Genomic DNA, 16,062 nt, shown 5'->3' with positions numbered 1-16,062 from the left:
GCACCGGGGCACACACCTGCTGTTGGCGGCAGGTATGTGCCTCATGGCCACCGCGCAGGGCAGCGCGGCGGGTGCACCCTTCGCAGCAACTTCGCAGACCCCGGCACAGGATGCCGCGCATGCGCCCACCGTGCCTGCCGCTATCATCCAGGCGCTGGCACTGGCGCCTGCACTGCAACAGCTCGATGCCTTGAGCCATCGCGGGGCGGCCAGCAGCGTGGAGGCGCTGGCCCTGCGCCAGCAGGTTGTCGAGCGCGTTATGCTCGCATCGTTCGATGTGGATGACATGCTGGCGCGCATTGATGCCGAAGCCGCGCACGCAGGCGACAGTCGCTACGTGCTGCAGTCGCAGCAAGACAAGCGCAATGCCGCGTTGAACCTCGCTACCTTCGCGATCAGTGGAGCGCTGGGCACGGCGGGATCGGCAATGCAGCTGACGCGTAACCTGGATCACGCGGGCAATGCACTTGGCGTGGCCGCGGGTGTCAGCGCGCTTACCCTCTCCACGGTGCAGCTCAAGGGCGGCGCAGGGAGTCGGCGCGTACTGCTTTCGCCCTACAACATGCTGGCCGAGGTGCTGGGAGAACAGCCCAACGCCGAGAGCCACTACCCGTCAATCGTGGACACCTACCTGCACACGCCGGCTGCGACCGACGGGCAGTTGCCTGACAATGTAGCGCCTTACCGGTCGCTGCAGGACGCCTGGTATCGGCTGCATCGCCTGCAGCACGATGACGATCATCGCGGTGCGAGCCTGCATAGTGTAACCACCGAACCTACAGATGGCCTCAAGCTCTCGGCCGAAGAGCTGACGGACCGCGAAGCCATGTTGCGCGACCTGCACGGCGCTGTTTCGCTGCTCAAGGCAGAGCTGCGCGCGGTGCTGCTTTCCATGCCGCCTCTTGCAGCGCCGGTGGTCCACCCCGTGCCCTAGTTTCTGCTTGCCTGCCCGCAGGATTCCAGTAGGCTGACGCCATGTTGTATTTCATTCGGAATTTCTTCTCAGCGGCTATTCTGCTGCTCCCCGTCTGCTCCCACGCACAACCCACGACCGCCTCGGCGCAACCCGCGCAGGCAAAAGAAGCAGCCGCCGCGGCTTCCCGCGAGCGCGGCGCATACGGGCCGTACCGCGCCAACAATGACCTGCTTTCCTACAAGCTCCACGTTCGCGTCGACCCGGCAGCGCAGTCCATCCAGGGCGATAACCAGATCCGTTTTCGCATGCTGCGCGAGGGCACGCGCATCCAGATCGACCTGTACCCCGATCTTGCCGTGGACAAGATCATGCTGGGCGACAAGCCGCTCCAGTACACCCGCGAAGGCGGCGCGGTGTACATCAACTTTCCGGAAGCGCTGCACGCCGGCAACGAGTACACGGTGGACTTCTTCTACAGCGGCCATCCCAAGGCTGTAGGCCGGTTCGGCGGCATCACCTTCGGCAAGGACCCGGCGGGCAATCCCTGGGTTGTGACCGCGTGCGAAGACGATGGCTCAAGCACCTGGTGGCCTTCCAAGGACCAGTGGCGGGACGAAGTCGAGAACATGGACATCTCCGTCGAGGTGCCGACCGGCCTGACCGACGCGTCCAATGGCCGGTTCGTTGCGAAGACCGACCTGCCCGACGGCTACACCCGCTGGGACTGGCATGTGAGCTACCCGATCAACAGCTATGACGTGTCGCTTAATATCGGCAAGTACAGCCACTTCAGCGATACCTACAGCCACGTTCCCGTCGACTTCTACGCGCTGCCCGCGGATCTTGAAAAAGCAAAAACGCAGTTCGCCCAAGCCAGGGGGATGCTCGACGCGTTCCAGCATTATTTCGGCGAGTACCCTTTCATCAAGGATGGCTACAAGCTGATCCAGGTGCCGTACACCGGCATGGAGCACCAGAGCGCCGTCACCTACGGCAACCGGTTTGAGAACGGGTATTATGGGCGCGACTGGACCGGAGTGGGCATCAGCATGCGCTTCGACTTCATCATCGTGCACGAGAGCGGCCACGAGTGGTTCGGCAACGCCGTCACCGCGCGCGACACCTCCGATATGTGGATCCACGAAGGCTGGGATACTTACATCGAAGGGCTCTACGTCGAGTACATGTACGGCAAGGCCGACGCGCTCGCCTATGTGAATGGCTACAAGAAGAAGGTCAAGAACCAGGAACCCATCATCACCGAACACGGCATCAACAAGCAGCCCACCGAAGACCAGTACTTCAAGGGCGCACTGTTTCTGAACACGCTGCGAAGCGTGGTCGATGACGACAAGGAGTGGTTCAAGCTCATCCACGACTACTACCAGACGTTCAAGTACCGCACCATCATGACCGAGGATGTGGTGGCGTACTTCAACCAGCACGCCGCGCAGGACCTTACCCCGGAGTTCAACCAGTACCTGCGCCACACCGCGCTGCCCGTGCTGGAGCTGCGCTTCGACCCGGCGACCAGCATACTCTCGTATCGTTGGAAGGTGGATGAAGTGGAGTTCAACATGCCGGTCAAGGTGGGCGATCCGCAACACTGGCAGACCATTACGCCTTCTGTCGACTGGCAGGTGATGCCGTTGAAGCTTTCCGCGGAACAGTTCCGCTCGGACTTCAAGGTGGCCACCGACCTCTACTACATCGACGTGCAACGCGACTGATCCAATTGGCCCGCTCGGTCCCCCGATCGCGCTCGATCGCGATCGGGCGCCAGCGTTAGACTGACAGTTATGGCTACCCCTGCGTTGACTACCCAGATTCAGCACCGTACACCGAAGGGCAAATTCGAGAACGAGCCTTTCACCGACTTCTCACACGGCAAACATACGAACGACATGAAGGCCGCCCTGAGCTGGGTGTCCGATCAGCTCGGGCGCGAATACCCGCTGGTGCTCGGTGGAGAGCGGGTCCGAGCCAGTGCGACTTTCACCTCGGTGAACCCGGCCAAGCCTGCTGAAGTGATCGGCGTGCACCAGGCCGGTGGCGTCACCGAGGCCAATCAGGCTGTCGAGGCCGCGCTCAAGTCCTTCGAGAGCTGGAAGTTCGCGCCCCTTGAAGAGCGCGTCTCGCTGCTGCTGCGTACGGCCGAAATCATCAAGCAGCGCAAGTTCGAGTTCTGCGCGTGGCTCACCTACGAAGTCGGCAAGAACTGGGCCGAGGCCGACGCCGACGTCGCCGAGTGCATCGACTTCCTCGACTTCTACGCGCGTGAAGCGCTTCGTCTCGCTGGCTCGCAGACCCCGATCCAGTTTCCCGGGGAGCGCGACGAGTTGAAGTACATTCCGCTGGGCGTCGGTGCGGTGATCCCGCCGTGGAACTTTCCCCTAGCCATCATGGCCGGCATGACAGCCGCAGCCATCGTTACCGGCAACACCGTCGTGGTGAAGCCCTCACCGGATGCACCCACGATCGCGGCACGTTTCCTGGACGTGCTCGAAGAAGCCGGCATGCCGCCCGGCGTGGTGAACCTGCTGCAGGGCGACGGCCCCAACTGCGGCAACGCCCTGGTGGAGCACCCCAAGGTCCGCTTCATCGCCTTCACGGGCTCACGGCCGGTCGGGCTTGAAATTCATGAGAAGGCCGCAAAGCCGCGCGCCGGGCAGATCTGGATCAAGCGCACCATTCTTGAGCTGGGCGGCAAGGACGCCACCATCGTCGCCGCAGACGCGGACGTGAATGCGGCCGTCGACGGCGTCATCGCTGCGGCATTTGGCTTCAGCGGTCAGAAGTGTTCCGCCGGTTCGCGAGCCATCATCGAAGACTCCATCTACGACGTCTTTGTGGAAAAACTCCGTGACGGGCTGGAAGCGATCTCGGTCAGCGACCCGGTGACCAACCCGCGCATGGGCCCGGTGATCAATGCGGCCGCGCATGCCCGGGTCCTGCGCTACATTGAAGCCGGCAAGGCCGAAGGCCGTTTGGTTGCCGGGGGCCACGCAGTGGAAACTGAAAGCGGCGGCTACTACATCGAGCCCACGGTGTTTATCGATGTGGACCCCAAGGCGAAGCTGGCCCAGGAAGAGATCTTCGGACCCGTGCTTGCGGTGATGCGCGTGAAAAGCTTCGACGAAGCACTGGCCGTGGCCAATGGCACAGAGTTTGGCCTGACCGGCGCGGTGTACTCGACGGCACCGGAGAACCTGGACCGGGCCCGGCGCGAGTTCCACGTCGGCAACCTGTACCTGAACCGCAAGTGCACCGGAGCCATGGTCGGGGCGCATCCGTTCGGCGGCTTCAACATGTCCGGCACTGACTCCAAGGCGGGCGGCCCGGAGTACCTGCTGCACTTTACGCAGGCGAAAACCGTGGCAGAGCGGTTGATCTAGCAGCGGCAGTCCTGGTTCAAACTGGACGCAGCACGCAAAGAAGCCCCCGTCGAGACGCGGGCTTCTTTGCGTTCACCGCAGAGTTTGGCAAGTCGCTGACACCAGCTTGACCGCACTCAGCTGTGCGAAAGGGTAGCCAAGCTGGTATCGGTCGACTGCTAAGCCTGCATGATCAGGTTGCCTGCCGCGGCAGCCGCTTCCGCCAGGATCCGGTGATGAATCGTGAACAGTGCCAGTTCAAGCCGGTCAGAGACGCCCGTCTTGTCGTACACGCCACGCAGGTAGTTCTTGATCACCTGCTCGGTTGTGCCGAGACGCATCGCGATTTCCTTGTTCTTGCAACCCTGCACGATCAAGGCGACGATCTTCATCTCCTTGGGTGTCAGGCGATCGCGTACCCGCGCTCCGACCAGGTCTTCATCGGGCACCGCTGCCGCATTCGAAGCAGAATGGATGGCGCGTTCGCCCCGTCCAACACGTCGCACACAGTCCACGAGCGTCGGTCCGGTGATGGAGCGGAAGAACAGGCCATGCACATGAGCCGCAAGGTAGGGTTGAGGAGATTCGTTGTTTTCAAGAATTGCGATGCCGCGACTGCCGAGTGAGCAGATCTGCTGCATGAGTTGACTGACGTCCTGTTTCAGCGTCGAGCCGAACAGCACCGTCACCCCGCGAAAAGTGGCCAGAGCATTTTGCAGACGATCTGCATCCGGGCACTGCGCAATGATCCTGAAGTCGTCTTCCATGGAAAGCACCTTGGCTGTGCCCGTACGGAAGATAGCCTGGTTGTCTGCGAGGATAACCTTGTTCATCATCATGATCCTTGTGGCCCTAGGGGCAAGCCATTACGCACTCATATCCTGAGATGCGGTAGGTGCTCGTTCTTATGACGACTTATCTCGTTCTAGAACGTCTGGCACACAGAATCAGGGAGAAAGGAATAACAGTCCGGGGTTTATGCTAACCCCTGTTACTACACAAAGTCAGTGGCTTGACTCTGTGTTATCCAGAGTACGCCTCAGTTGTGACGCTTAGATTAGCGCAAATGAATTCTTTTGCAACGTTTTTTTGTAATAAATGCACTACGACCTTTGTGTATTCCCCATCTGGGGTGGAAATATTTTTGCACTCGAGTAATTTTTACATCACTTCGGACTGCTGCCTTGCCAACTCTACCCGATACAGGTCATAAGAGAACAGCGCCACGTACAATCGACTTGCATGCCAAAGCCAGTGATTCTCGCCGTCGACGACGACAACAACGTTCTCGAAGCCGTTGTGCAGGACCTGCGGCGCGAGTACGGTGAACATTACCGCATCCTGCGGGCCGGTTCCGGCCAGGCTGCGCTCGATACCTGTGAGCAACTGCACAAGCGCGGCGACCCCGTTGCCCTGATCGTCTCGGACCAGCGCATGCCCGGCATGACTGGCGTGGCTCTTCTGGAGCGTGTAGAAAAGCTCTACCCCGATGCAAAGCGCACATTGCTGACTGCGTATGCCGATACCGAGGCAGCCATTCAGGCGATTAACAGCGCCCGCATCCATTACTACCTGACCAAGCCCTGGGATCCACCCGAGGAGCGGCTGTACCCGGTGCTGAATGACCTGCTCGAGGCCTGGGGTGCGGGGCACAAGCCGCAGTACGACGGTTTGCAGGTGGTGGGTCTTCGCTGGTCCGCCCTGGATCACCAGGTACGTGACTTCCTGACGCGCAACCAGATTCCTTTCAAGTGGCTCGATCCGGAGCGCTCGGACGACGCGGCGCGCATGCTGGAGCGCTACGGCATCCCCGACAGCAAGCTGCCGGCTGTACTCTTTCCGGATGGCTCCTCGCTCGAGCAGCCCGGGATCTCGGAGCTGGCCTCGCGGGTCGGGCTGAACACCGCGGCCAAGAGCGAGTTTTACGATCTCGTCGTGGTCGGCGGCGGACCCGCCGGGCTGGCGGCTTCGGTGTACGGCAGCTCCGAAGGGCTCAAGGTGCTGCTGGTCGAGCCTGAAGCCCCGGGCGGCCAGGCCGGGTCCAGCTCGCGTATCGAAAACTACCTGGGCTTTCCGTCGGGCGTCAGCGGGGAAGACCTGTCGCGACGGGCCATTATCCAGGCCCTGCGCTTCGGGACCGAGTTCATCACGCAGTGCGCCACCGGCATCACCACCAGGGACCAGTACCACCATATAGAGCTGGGCGACGGGCGCACGGTCAGCTGCCGGGTCTGCCTGCTGGCCATGGGGGTGCACTGGCGCCGTCTGCAGGTGCCAGGGGCGGATCGGCTTCTGGGCGCGGGTGTCTACTATGGCGCGTCACTCGGCGAGGCATCGAGCTGCACGGATGAGGAAATCTTCATCGTAGGGGGCGCCAACTCGGCCGGGCAGGCCGCGATGCACTTTTCCAAGTTCGCCCGCAAGGTGACCATGCTGGTACGCGCTTCCTCACTCAACCAGAGCATGTCGAAATATTTAATCGATCAGATTGCCGCCACATCGAATATTGCAGTGCAGCCGGACTCCGAGATTCACGAGGTGACCGGCGACACGCAGTTGGAGTGCATCGCGGTACGGCACAGCAACGGGGAGATCACGCGTCACATGGCCTCCTCGCTCTTTATCTTCATTGGTGCGGCGCCAAAGACATCCTGGCTGCCGGACGGGATTATGCGGGACGAGCTGGGTTTTATCGTGGCAGGGCCCGATCTGCGCAAGAGCGGTAAGCTGCCTACCGGCTGGAGCGAAGATCGCGACCCGTTCTTGCTGGAAACAAGCGTTGCCGGGGTGTTTGTAGCCGGCGACGTACGGTTTGGTTCAGTAAAGCGTGTGGCTTCGTCGGTTGGCGAAGGTTCGATCGCAGTACAGTTCATGCACCAATATTTGGCGCAGTTCTAAGCGCGACAGGGTGCCTGGAAAGGCGGACAGCGCGAGCTGTTCATGGGACACGATGGCAAATCAGACATACTTGACGGATCTGCGCACCCCCGCCGCAGTGGATGAAGCACTTCTGGCGGATCTGCGGAGTCTTCGCACCTTGAAGACGATCACCCTCGACGAGATGGCCGCGCTCGAGGGCATTGAGCGCGTGGAGATGCAGCAAGGCGCTGAAATCTACTCTGCAAGTGAGCCTGAGCATGCCTGGTGGGGGCTTCTCGATGGGGAGATCCTGGCCACCAAGCGAGACGGCCAGCAGGGGTCGGGCATCGGATCCTTCCGTGTCGGCGACACGTTCGGCGAGGTTCCCATCATGCTCGGGATGCGCCCTTCCATCACCAGCATCGTCGCCGTTCGTCCGACCCGGCTTTTGCGGGTACCGGTTGAAAGCTTCTGGCAGCTCATGGCGAAAGCCCCGCTGGTGCGCAAGGCGATCACGGCTGATGCCCTGCTCCGTTTTCAGACCTACCAGGCGATGACCCTGCACCGGGAAAAGCTGATCTCGCTCGGCACGCTTGCCGCAGGCCTGATGCACGAGCTGAACAACCCGGGCGCCGCTGCTCGGCGTGCCGCGGCCCAGCTTCGCGAGAACATCACCCGGCTCCAGCACATCTCCCTCACCATGACCAAGATGCAGCTCACCCCGGAGCAGTTGGAGTGCCTGGGCACCCTGCAGGAGCAGGTACTCTCCCTGCATCAGCCGCCCATCTACTCACCGCTCGAACAGTCAGACCGGGAAGAAGCGCTGTCGGAATGGCTTTCTTCCATCCGTGTAGAGAACCCCTGGCGCCTGGCGCCCGCTCTTGTCAGCGCCGGATGGTGCCGCACCGATATCGACTGCGCACGTAACTCGTTTCCTCCCGGAGCACTATCCAACGCGCTCAACTATCTCGAAGCGCTGATCAGCAGCATGCAGCAGGTCGGCACGATCGAAGAAAGCATCTCGCATGTGACCGACCTGGTAGGCGCGGTCAAGAAGTATGCCTACGACGACAAGAGCCGCGCCCAACTCGTGGATGTGCGCGATACCCTGCTGAGCACGCTCACGATCCTGAGTCACAAGTTCCGCCATAAGGGCATCACCATCGAGCGCAGCCTGCCCTCCGCGGAAACCCGTATTTCGTGCGTGGGTGCAGGGCTCACGCAGGTGTGGACCAACCTTCTTGACAATGCGATTGATGCCGCGCCGGAGGGTGGTTCTATCAGCGTGCGTTTGTGGACCGAGAATAATTCCGTTTGCGTGGCAATCAAGGACGATGGCCCTGGCATCCCTCAGGAACACTGGGAGCATATCTTTGAGCCGTTCTACACCACCAAGGCAGAGGGCGTCGGCACCGGGCTCGGGCTCGATATTGCGCACCGCATTGTTGTGTCGAACTTCCACGGCGACATCCAGTTCACCTCCGCTCCGGGCGCAACCGAGTTCATCGTGCGCCTGCCGATTGAAGACGAGCTTGCGGGCGATCGCGTAATGGGCTGCAATGTCGGCGCGGGGCAGGCAGGGAACTGAAGCAGGCGGTTCTAGCGGCCCAGGCCTGAGGCAAAGAAGCAGCCGCACGAGTTGCGAACCACCAGTTCCACGGGCAGCACCACGCGTGCGAGCTGGTCGCGCGGAACCTGGCTCTTGAGTTTGCCGAACAGCAGCCGTCCTGCCGTACTGCCAAGATCGGTCATCGGCTGCCGCACCACCGTGAGTGCCGGGTGCAGCAGGTCGCTGAGCTCCAGGTCATCGAACCCGACCAGCGCAAGCTGCTCCGGCACACGAATGCGCAGCTTCAGCAGTGCGGACAGGATCAGGCGCGTGGCCAGGTTGTTCGCGGTGAAGATCGCCTGCGGCGGCTCGGGCAGCTCCAGCGCATCCCGGCAAATCTCCGTGGCCCGGGCTTCCGAAACGCAGTCGAACCGTGCCATTGTCGCCAGCCCCGCTGTGCTCATGGCCGACGTGTAGCCCTCGTGGCGCTCCTGCATGGTGAACAGCGCGGGCTTGTGCCCTACAAACAGGATGCGCTTGAGACCGTGTACCTGCACCAGGTGCTCGATCGCCTCGCGTGCGCCCGTCTGGTTTTCGGTGGTAACCGAGTCCATCTCGCGCCCCTCGATCGGCGGCAGCGGGCGATCCATCGAGACTACCGGGATCTCGCTGAACTCAGGGTCTCCCAGGCGGCACCGGTCAGATTCGGCTGGAATCACCACGAGACCTTCGACGTGCCGCTGCAGCATGCGCTTCGCCTCGACATACTCGTGGTCGGCATTGTCATTGGTGATAGTGAGCAGCACGGTGTAGTCGTGCTCCTTCGCCACCATGTTGAGCGCATGGGCACATGTGGCGTAGAAGGGGTCGTACAGGTTGGGCAGCAGCAGCCCGATCGTGCTGGACTTGAAGTTGCGCAGTGCACGGGCCATCTCGTTGGGCTGGTAGCCAAGCCGCGCTACGGCAGTGCGTACGCGCGCCGCGGTCTCATCCGAGACGTGCGGAGAGCTGTTGAGTACGCGGGAGACCGTCATCGTACCCACGCCCGCAAGGCGGGCTACATCGTTCATGGTGGGTTTTCGTTGCATGGTTGATCGCGCCTAGCATACAGCACCCGCACAGTCTGTCGCCTCGCCGCCACTCGAGGAGTGGCGGGCGGAGGGCGCAGCCTAGCGCTGGTAGCGGGGAACCATGGCGGCTCCGAGCAGGCCGGAGTCCGTGCCAAGCACTGCGGGGACCACGTTGGTCATGCCCGGCGTGAATGTCATTTTGTCTTCAGGCATCGTCAGGCGATACACGTAGCTGGCCCGCTCCAGCTCGCGAAACAGCGCCGGCGCAAACAGCGGCCACGCCGCCGAGGCTCCGCCACCGATGACATACAGCGGCACGTTGAGCGTGTTGACCAGCGCGGCCAGGCTCAGACCCAGCGCGCGTCCGACCGTGTCATACACGATCAATGCGCCTTCGTCGTTTTCTTCCGCGAACTGCGCCACATCCCGGGCAGTGACCGGGACATTGCGGTCGATCAGCGCGCGGGTGCGCGGCGAGCGACCTTCATAGGCTGTCTCGCGCGCCATGCGGGCGATGCCGGTCGCAGAGGCAAACAGCTCCAGGCAGCCGCGATTGCCGCAGGTGCAGTGGATACCGTCGGGCCACACTGAGACATGGCCCGCTTCGCCAGCCATGCCGCGAAACCCGTGCCAGATCCGGCCATCGAAGATCAGTCCGTTGCCCACGCCAGTTCCCAGCGTCAGCATGCAGAGCGAGTCGTTGTTGTACTTGACGCCGGCCCCGGCATGCGCCTCGGCCAGGGCCGCGGCATTGGCATCGCTCTCGATGATGACGGTGAGTCCGAGCAGCTTTTCCAGCTCTGTCTTGAGTTCAAGCGCGTGGAAGCCGGGCAGGTTGGGCGGCTGAAGCAGCCGGCCCTCGGGCAGTTCGATCGGCCCCGGGCTGCCCACGCCGATGCCTTCGAGTTCCGCCACACCGCCGCACTCGTCGATGACCTGCCGGATGGCCGCGGCCATGTCAGCCAGCACCACTGCCGGCCCTTCGCTGACCCGCGTGGGAACGGCCACGAAGGCGAGGCGTTGCCAATCGGCGGAGTAGCCCCCTACCCGCAGGTTAGTACCGCCCATATCTACGCCGACCGTGAACTTCGCCATGTTGGGTACGTCATCCTTCGAAAGAATTGCGCCGCTTTGCCAAGGGTACTATGTGCCTGCTTGTGGAGCCGCAGGCGCGGCGATATACCGCTCGTGCACAACCTGTGTTGGTCGCGCGAGCTGGAGCCTCCGACCGCGCAGCGCAGTCTGCCACAGCGACTGATTTGCGTGCGGGTCGCCGATATTTTGCGCGAGCGTGCGTGTGCGAACGGTTCAGCATCGGGACATTTGTTCTGCGGCCTCATGCGCATGGTACGTGCGTATGGCATGTGCGTTCTGTGCGTGCGCTCGCGCTAATACTCACCGGTAATGATGTTCTCCGGCTGCTCGCCATTCAACAGGTGCTGCAGCTGCTGCCCCACGAAGCGGAAGACGCGATCCAGAAACAGCGGGCTTGACCCGGCGATGTGCGGAGTCAGCAACAGACCCGGAGCTTTCCACAGCGGATGCCCCGCCGGCAAAGGCTCCGGCTCCGTCACATCGAGTGCTGCCCGAATGTGATGGGCCTCCAATGCCTCGACCAGTGCATCTGTATCCACCACCGCGCCTCGTGCCGCGTTGACCAGGAACGCCCCGCGGCGCATGCGCGCGAGCTGTTCCCTGCCGATCATGTGGTGCGTGTCCGGGGTGAGCGGCATGATCAGCACCACGATGTCCGCCTCGGGCAGCAGTGCGTTCAACTCGTCCACTCCGTGCACACCTTCGCGCCTGGTACGCGCGAGCCGCACGATCCTGCCGGGCTCAAACGGTGCAAGCCGCGCTTCGATCGCTTTGCCAATGGAGCCGTAGCCCACGATCAGCACCGTCTTCTCCGCAAGCTCTTCAAGCAGGATGGGCGCGCCTGCGCTGTGCGCGCTGCCGTAAGTTTCAGTCCAGTAGGCATCGGCCTGCGCACGACCGCCCCACACGCCTTCGCGCCGTAGCTCGTCGTAGAACGGAATCCACTTCAGCGATGCAAGGATTGCCGTAACCGCCCACTCGGCAGTGGAAGCGTTGTGTACGCCCTGCGCATTGCACAGCACCACGCCCTCCGGCACCATCGGCCGCACCGTCTCCACGCCGGCCGAGACGGTCTGGATGTATCGCGTACGGATTCGCGGGATCACGTCTGCCGCCTGCTTGCCGAAGCCCGGAGGCACCAGCATGTCGACTTCGTGCGTGTCGTCACCCGCAATGCTGTAGCGTACGACCTCGACCGACTGGGGCAGGTGGCGCAGGGAGTGTTGGTCGATCGCTTCAGAGATGGCAACCCGGAGCGCAGCGCGGCCCGGCAGTGTGCTGTGTGTCATGCGTGCGAGCCTGGCCTAGTCCTTCTGGTGAATGAAGCGGTTGTTAATGTCAGGCCAGAATTCCTGGAACATGTAGGTGCCGCCATCGATGATGACGTTCTGCAGCCATCGCTGGCCGGTCTTGGTCCAGGTCTTATCTGCCCCGGGGTAGTAGGTGGTGGAGATGCCGGAAGCAGCGCCTGCACCCACGATCTCTGAAAAGTTGAACGTCTCGGAGCCTGAGTCGGTGCGGGTGATCAGCGTGCGATCGAATGCATACAGGCCACGCTTCAAGAGACCGCCATGTCCCATCGTGTAGTAGCGCGAGTCCTCATGCGTGAGCGAAGGAACAATCGCCTGCACCATGAAGTTTTCGTCTGTCTGGTCGGCAAAGGTATGCCAGAAGTAGCGGCCATAGCCGGCTGCTCCCTGGTGGAACTGCGGCGTGGAGTCCTCAGCCTGGTTGACGCCCGCGAGAATCGCGGAGAAGACGATGGAGGAGTAATCGAAGCTCTGCTGAATCGTGGAGCTGAACTTCTGCTTCACCGTCTGCGGGGGCAGCTTTGTGTCGGCGGAGACAGCGCGAAAGTTCGGAACGATGCCTAGGATGCGCTTGGTCTGCTGCGGTCCGCCAGCGCCGGTCTGCGGCGGGGTTCCGCCAGGTTGCTGCTGCTGTGCGGCGAGCACTGCCGATGGCGCGTCCGGAATTGCATCGTCATTGCTGACCGATTGCTGCGCCGACGCGGAAAGGGCACACATTGCGAGAGCACCAAGGAGCGCAGGCCTGCGCAGAAAAGATCGCAGACCAGGGCCCGTGCATGCTGCGAGTTGCGAGGTCGTCGAGGTTGAGGTCACAAACTTCCTTCGTGGTGCGAAATGGATGCGTCAACGTGCCTGGGGGAACCGGGGTCGTCCAGGCCGGTGAAAGAAACTGCACCTTGCCGATGCATTGGACGCGCAGAGTTGCTGCGGGGACGCCTTATCTGGCCAAAAAGCTTTCCGGGCGAGTTGCTGGTACCACGAACACATGCCAGCGGCCGCACATCGCGCAAAGCCGGTGCGCCGGGGCAAAGTCTGCCTGGTTTCCGATGCTAGGCTGAATCCTATGCGACTTTGGATGATCTGGGTGGTGCTTGCGGTGATCTGGGCTTTGCAGGCAGGCGCGGCCGCGATGGTGCATCGCAGCCGGCCTGCCGTTATGATGTTTGCCCTGGCCATCTTCTTCGCGCTGGTGGGTACCGTGGTGCGCGAGCGCACGCGGAAGGTCTAACCATCCCGCCGCTGCTCCCGCACCTTCGAACACCCTGATGCCGGCCGCTACTCAGGTAGCAATCAGCCCCGTATACACCGCCATACCGGCAACTGCATCGACTTCGATGCGATCCAGCGCGTCGATCTCGGCCTGCTCGCGGATCCCGCCGGCCACGATCAGGCGGCGTTTCGTGAGCGCCCGCAGGCGTTCGGCCACCGGCAGCGGAAAGCCCTGCAACGTGCCCTCGGTGTCCACATGCGTGTAGAGAAAGCCGCCGCAGAACGGCTCCAGCGCAGCCACCGCATCATCCGGCGTGAGCGTGGTCTCCTCGCGCCATCCGCGCACGGCGACGCGGCCGTTCTTGGTGTCAATGCTGGCCAGGAACTGCTCCGCGCCGATCGTGTCCATGATCTCGCGCGCCAGCACCTCGTTAATGCCTGTAGAGGGAAACAGCGCCGAGCCGAAAATTACGCGCTCGACGCCCAGCTGCAGCAGCGCCTGTGCCTGCGCGGCAGTGCGTACGCCGCCGCCGACCTGCACCGGCAACTCGCGTGCGATCCGTGCGATCAATGGCGCATTGTCGCCCTGCCGCTTGGCCGCATCAAGGTCGATCAACTGCACCAGCGGATACCCGCGGAACCGGTCGATCCAGTAGTCAAAATCATCGGACGCAATGCGCAACTCTTCGCCCTGCACCAGTTGCACGATCTGTCCGCCCATCAGGTCGATCGCCGGGATTAGCATGGCAGCCTCACCGGCACGCCTGCCCGCGCAAGCTCCTGCTTCAGCGCCCGCGCATCCGCAACGCCAAAGTGGAAGATCGATGCTGCGAGCGCTGCGTCGGCGCGCCCCTGGGCAAACACATCCACAAAGTGCTGCGCGGTGCCTGCGCCACCCGAGGCAATCACCGGGATCTGCACTGCCTGCGAGATCGCGGCGGTGAGTTCACAGTCAAAGCCGGTGCGCATCCCATCGGAGTCCATGCTGGTCAGCAGGATCTCGCCCGCGCCGCGTTGCTCGGCTTCGCGCGCCCACTCCACGGCTTTGCGCCCCGTGGCTTTGCGTCCTCCGGAGACAAACACCTCTGCCGCGTCTGCCGCGTTTCCTGCTCGTCGTGCATCGATTGCCACTACCACCGCCTGTGCGCCGAAGCGTCTTCCAATCTGATCAATCAACATGGGGTCAGACAGCGCGGCCGAGTTGATCGAGACCTTGTCCGCCCCAGCATCGAACACTGCGGTGGCGTCATCGCTGGACCGAATGCCCCCGCCCACCGCGAAGGGAACGAAGAGCTTTGCAGCGGTGCGCCGTACCGTGTCGAGCAGCGTGCCGCGGCCTTCGTGCGTCGCCGTGATATCGAGTAGCACGATCTCGTCTGCGCCGGCTGCCGCGTGCCGGGCAGCCAGCGCAGCAGGGTCTCCGGCGTCGATGATGTCTTCAAACTGCACACCCTTTACGACGCGGCCATCCCGAACGTCCAGGCAGGCAATGATGCGTTTTGTCAGCATGCTTTTAAAGCCTCAGGAAGTTGCGCAGCAGCAGCAGTCCCGCCGCGCCGGACTTCTCCGGGTGAAACTGCGCACCCATGATGTTGTCCCGCTCCACAATCGCGCTAAAGCCACCACCGTAGTTGCAGATAGCCGTGGTGTGCCCCACCACTGGGGCGCGAAAAGAGTGAGTGAAGTACACATGCTCGCCATCGCGCATGCCGGCGGTCAGTAGTGACGGTCTCGCGATTGCAAGCGCATTCCAGCCCACATGAGGGCACTTCAGATCGGGCGCATCGAAGCGCGAGCACTCGCCTTCAAACGCGCCCAAGCCTGCAACGTCGGGCGCTTCCGTCGAGCCCGCGAACAGCCACTGCAGCCCCACACAGATACCCAGGAACGGCACGCCCGCAGCCGTGCGCTCGCGCACCGACTCCTCGAGACCGCGCTCGCGCAGGTGCTGCGTTGCTTTGAAGTGACCCACGCCCGGCAGCACGATCTTGTCGGCGCGCCGTACCACGTCTGGGTCTTCGGTGACGATCCGTCCGCCGGGCTCATCCAGCGCGCCCGTCGCATCGAGCGACTTAAGCACGCTGGTGAGATTGCCGGCCTTGTAGTCAATCACTGCGATCACAGCAGGCCCTTGGTCGAAGGCAGCATCTCGCCCAGCTGCTTGTCCCGCGAGCAGGCCACGCGCAATGCACGCGCGAAAGCCTTGAACAGCGCTTCGAGCTTGTGGTGGTTTGAGCGCCCATACATCGTGCGCAGGTGCACGTTGGCGCGTGCGCCGCGGGCAAACCCATCAAAGAAGTCTTCTACGAGTTCGCTCTGCAGGTCGCCCACCATGTCCACCTTGACCTTGGTGCGAATCTTGCACGCCACGCGTCCGCTCAGGTCCACCGCGGCGATGCCCAGCGTCTCGTCCATTGGCATCAGGAAGTACCCGGCGCGATTGATGCCCTTCTTATCGCCCACGGCCTTGTCGAAAGCCTCGCCCAACGCGATGCCCACGTCCTCGATAGTGTGGTGCTGATCCACGTCCAGGTCGCCCTTGCAGGTCAGATCTAGATCGAACGCGCCGTGCCGTGTAAACAGCTCCAGCATGTGATCGAAAAACCGGATGCCTGTGGAGATGTTGTAACGGCCGCCGCCTTCGAGCGTCAGGCGCAGCGAGATTTTGGTCTCGGTCGTA

Annotated in this window: 15 protein-coding genes; 6 read left to right on the top strand and 9 right to left on the bottom strand. The window is 62.6% G+C overall.

From position 1 onward, the window contains the following. Positions 1-43 precede the first annotated feature (43 nt). The 3 genes from D1Y84_RS05585 (at position 44) to pruA (ending at position 4,311) form a co-directional block, all read left to right on the top strand. The gene (locus D1Y84_RS05585) at positions 44-934 is read left to right on the top strand and encodes a hypothetical protein (RefSeq protein WP_124847642.1); all 891 of its coding nucleotides are present in this window, start codon (positions 44-46) and stop codon (positions 932-934) included. A gap of 41 nt (positions 935-975) precedes the next feature. Continuing rightward, positions 976-2,646: a M1 family metallopeptidase gene (locus tag D1Y84_RS05580; protein WP_124847641.1), complete on the top strand. Its 1,671-nt coding sequence runs from the start codon at positions 976-978 to the stop codon at positions 2,644-2,646. A gap of 69 nt (positions 2,647-2,715) precedes the next feature. Beyond that, on the top strand, positions 2,716-4,311 hold the full coding sequence (pruA, locus tag D1Y84_RS05575; protein ID WP_124847640.1) for an L-glutamate gamma-semialdehyde dehydrogenase: 1,596 nt from the start codon (positions 2,716-2,718) through the stop codon (positions 4,309-4,311). Positions 4,312-4,469: 158 nt separating this feature from the next. On the opposite strand, the gene D1Y84_RS05570 is transcribed toward pruA, so the two are convergent. Then, on the bottom strand, positions 4,470-5,123 hold the full coding sequence (locus D1Y84_RS05570; RefSeq protein WP_124847639.1) for a response regulator transcription factor: 654 nt from the start codon (positions 5,121-5,123) through the stop codon (positions 4,470-4,472). A 409-nt stretch (positions 5,124-5,532) separates the two neighbouring features. On the opposite strand from D1Y84_RS05570, the gene D1Y84_RS05565 reads away from it, so the two are divergent. Next, positions 5,533-7,188 carry an FAD-dependent oxidoreductase gene (locus tag D1Y84_RS05565; RefSeq protein WP_124847638.1) on the top strand — a complete coding sequence of 552 codons (1,656 nt, stop codon included), beginning with the start codon at positions 5,533-5,535 and terminating at the stop codon, positions 7,186-7,188. Between the two features lie 52 nt (positions 7,189-7,240). Continuing rightward, a complete protein-coding gene (locus D1Y84_RS05560; RefSeq protein WP_124847637.1) occupies positions 7,241-8,737 on the top strand; it encodes a sensor histidine kinase in 1,497 nt (498 codons plus the stop codon). 11 nt (positions 8,738-8,748) lie between these two features. On the opposite strand, the gene D1Y84_RS05555 is transcribed toward D1Y84_RS05560, so the two are convergent. The 4 genes from D1Y84_RS05555 to D1Y84_RS05540 all read right to left on the bottom strand — a co-directional run bounded on the left by D1Y84_RS05555 (position 8,749) and on the right by D1Y84_RS05540 (position 12,890). After that, complete coding sequence (locus D1Y84_RS05555; RefSeq protein ID WP_124847636.1) at positions 8,749-9,786, bottom strand: LacI family DNA-binding transcriptional regulator; 1,038 nt, start codon at positions 9,784-9,786, stop codon at positions 8,749-8,751. An 81-nt stretch (positions 9,787-9,867) separates the two neighbouring features. Further along, positions 9,868-10,863, bottom strand: a complete 996-nt coding sequence (locus D1Y84_RS05550; protein WP_124847635.1) for an ROK family protein — start codon at positions 10,861-10,863, stop codon at positions 9,868-9,870. Between the two features lie 293 nt (positions 10,864-11,156). Beyond that, the gene (locus tag D1Y84_RS05545) at positions 11,157-12,152 is read right to left on the bottom strand and encodes a 2-hydroxyacid dehydrogenase (protein WP_124847634.1); all 996 of its coding nucleotides are present in this window, start codon (positions 12,150-12,152) and stop codon (positions 11,157-11,159) included. 15 nt (positions 12,153-12,167) lie between these two features. Continuing rightward, the gene (locus D1Y84_RS05540; protein WP_124847633.1) at positions 12,168-12,890 is read right to left on the bottom strand and encodes a hypothetical protein; all 723 of its coding nucleotides are present in this window, start codon (positions 12,888-12,890) and stop codon (positions 12,168-12,170) included. Between the two features lie 346 nt (positions 12,891-13,236). Here D1Y84_RS05540 and D1Y84_RS17865 point away from each other — a divergent pair, with 346 nt between their 5' ends. Then, positions 13,237-13,401, top strand: a complete 165-nt coding sequence (locus D1Y84_RS17865) for a hypothetical protein (protein ID WP_158615335.1) — start codon at positions 13,237-13,239, stop codon at positions 13,399-13,401. A gap of 51 nt (positions 13,402-13,452) precedes the next feature. Here D1Y84_RS17865 and D1Y84_RS05535 read toward each other — a convergent pair whose 3' ends face one another. Genes D1Y84_RS05535 through hisB form a run of 4 tightly spaced genes read right to left on the bottom strand, consistent with a single transcriptional unit; the run spans position 13,453 to position 16,046 of the window. After that, positions 13,453-14,127 carry a HisA/HisF-related TIM barrel protein gene (locus D1Y84_RS05535; RefSeq protein WP_124847632.1) on the bottom strand — a complete coding sequence of 225 codons (675 nt, stop codon included), beginning with the start codon at positions 14,125-14,127 and terminating at the stop codon, positions 13,453-13,455. Next, positions 14,121-14,891, bottom strand: coding sequence for an imidazole glycerol phosphate synthase subunit HisF (gene hisF, locus D1Y84_RS05530; RefSeq protein ID WP_124847631.1), 771 nt, complete (start codon positions 14,889-14,891; stop codon positions 14,121-14,123). Before hisF ends, D1Y84_RS05535 begins: the two co-directional genes overlap by 7 nt. A 4-nt stretch (positions 14,892-14,895) precedes the next feature. Beyond that, positions 14,896-15,504, bottom strand: a complete 609-nt coding sequence (hisH, locus tag D1Y84_RS05525) for an imidazole glycerol phosphate synthase subunit HisH (RefSeq protein WP_124847630.1) — start codon at positions 15,502-15,504, stop codon at positions 14,896-14,898. Beyond that, positions 15,501-16,046: an imidazoleglycerol-phosphate dehydratase HisB gene (gene hisB / locus D1Y84_RS05520; protein ID WP_233581552.1), complete on the bottom strand. Its 546-nt coding sequence runs from the start codon at positions 16,044-16,046 to the stop codon at positions 15,501-15,503. Before hisB ends, hisH begins: the two co-directional genes overlap by 4 nt. Between the last annotated feature and the right edge of the window lie 16 nt (positions 16,047-16,062).

The sequence above is a fragment of the Acidipila sp. EB88 genome, assembly GCF_003858395.1.
Classification (GTDB): Bacteria; Acidobacteriota; Terriglobia; order Terriglobales; family Acidobacteriaceae; genus EB88.
The sequence above is the reverse complement of the archived record's forward strand: the minus strand, read 5'-3'. Positions and strand labels throughout refer to the sequence as shown.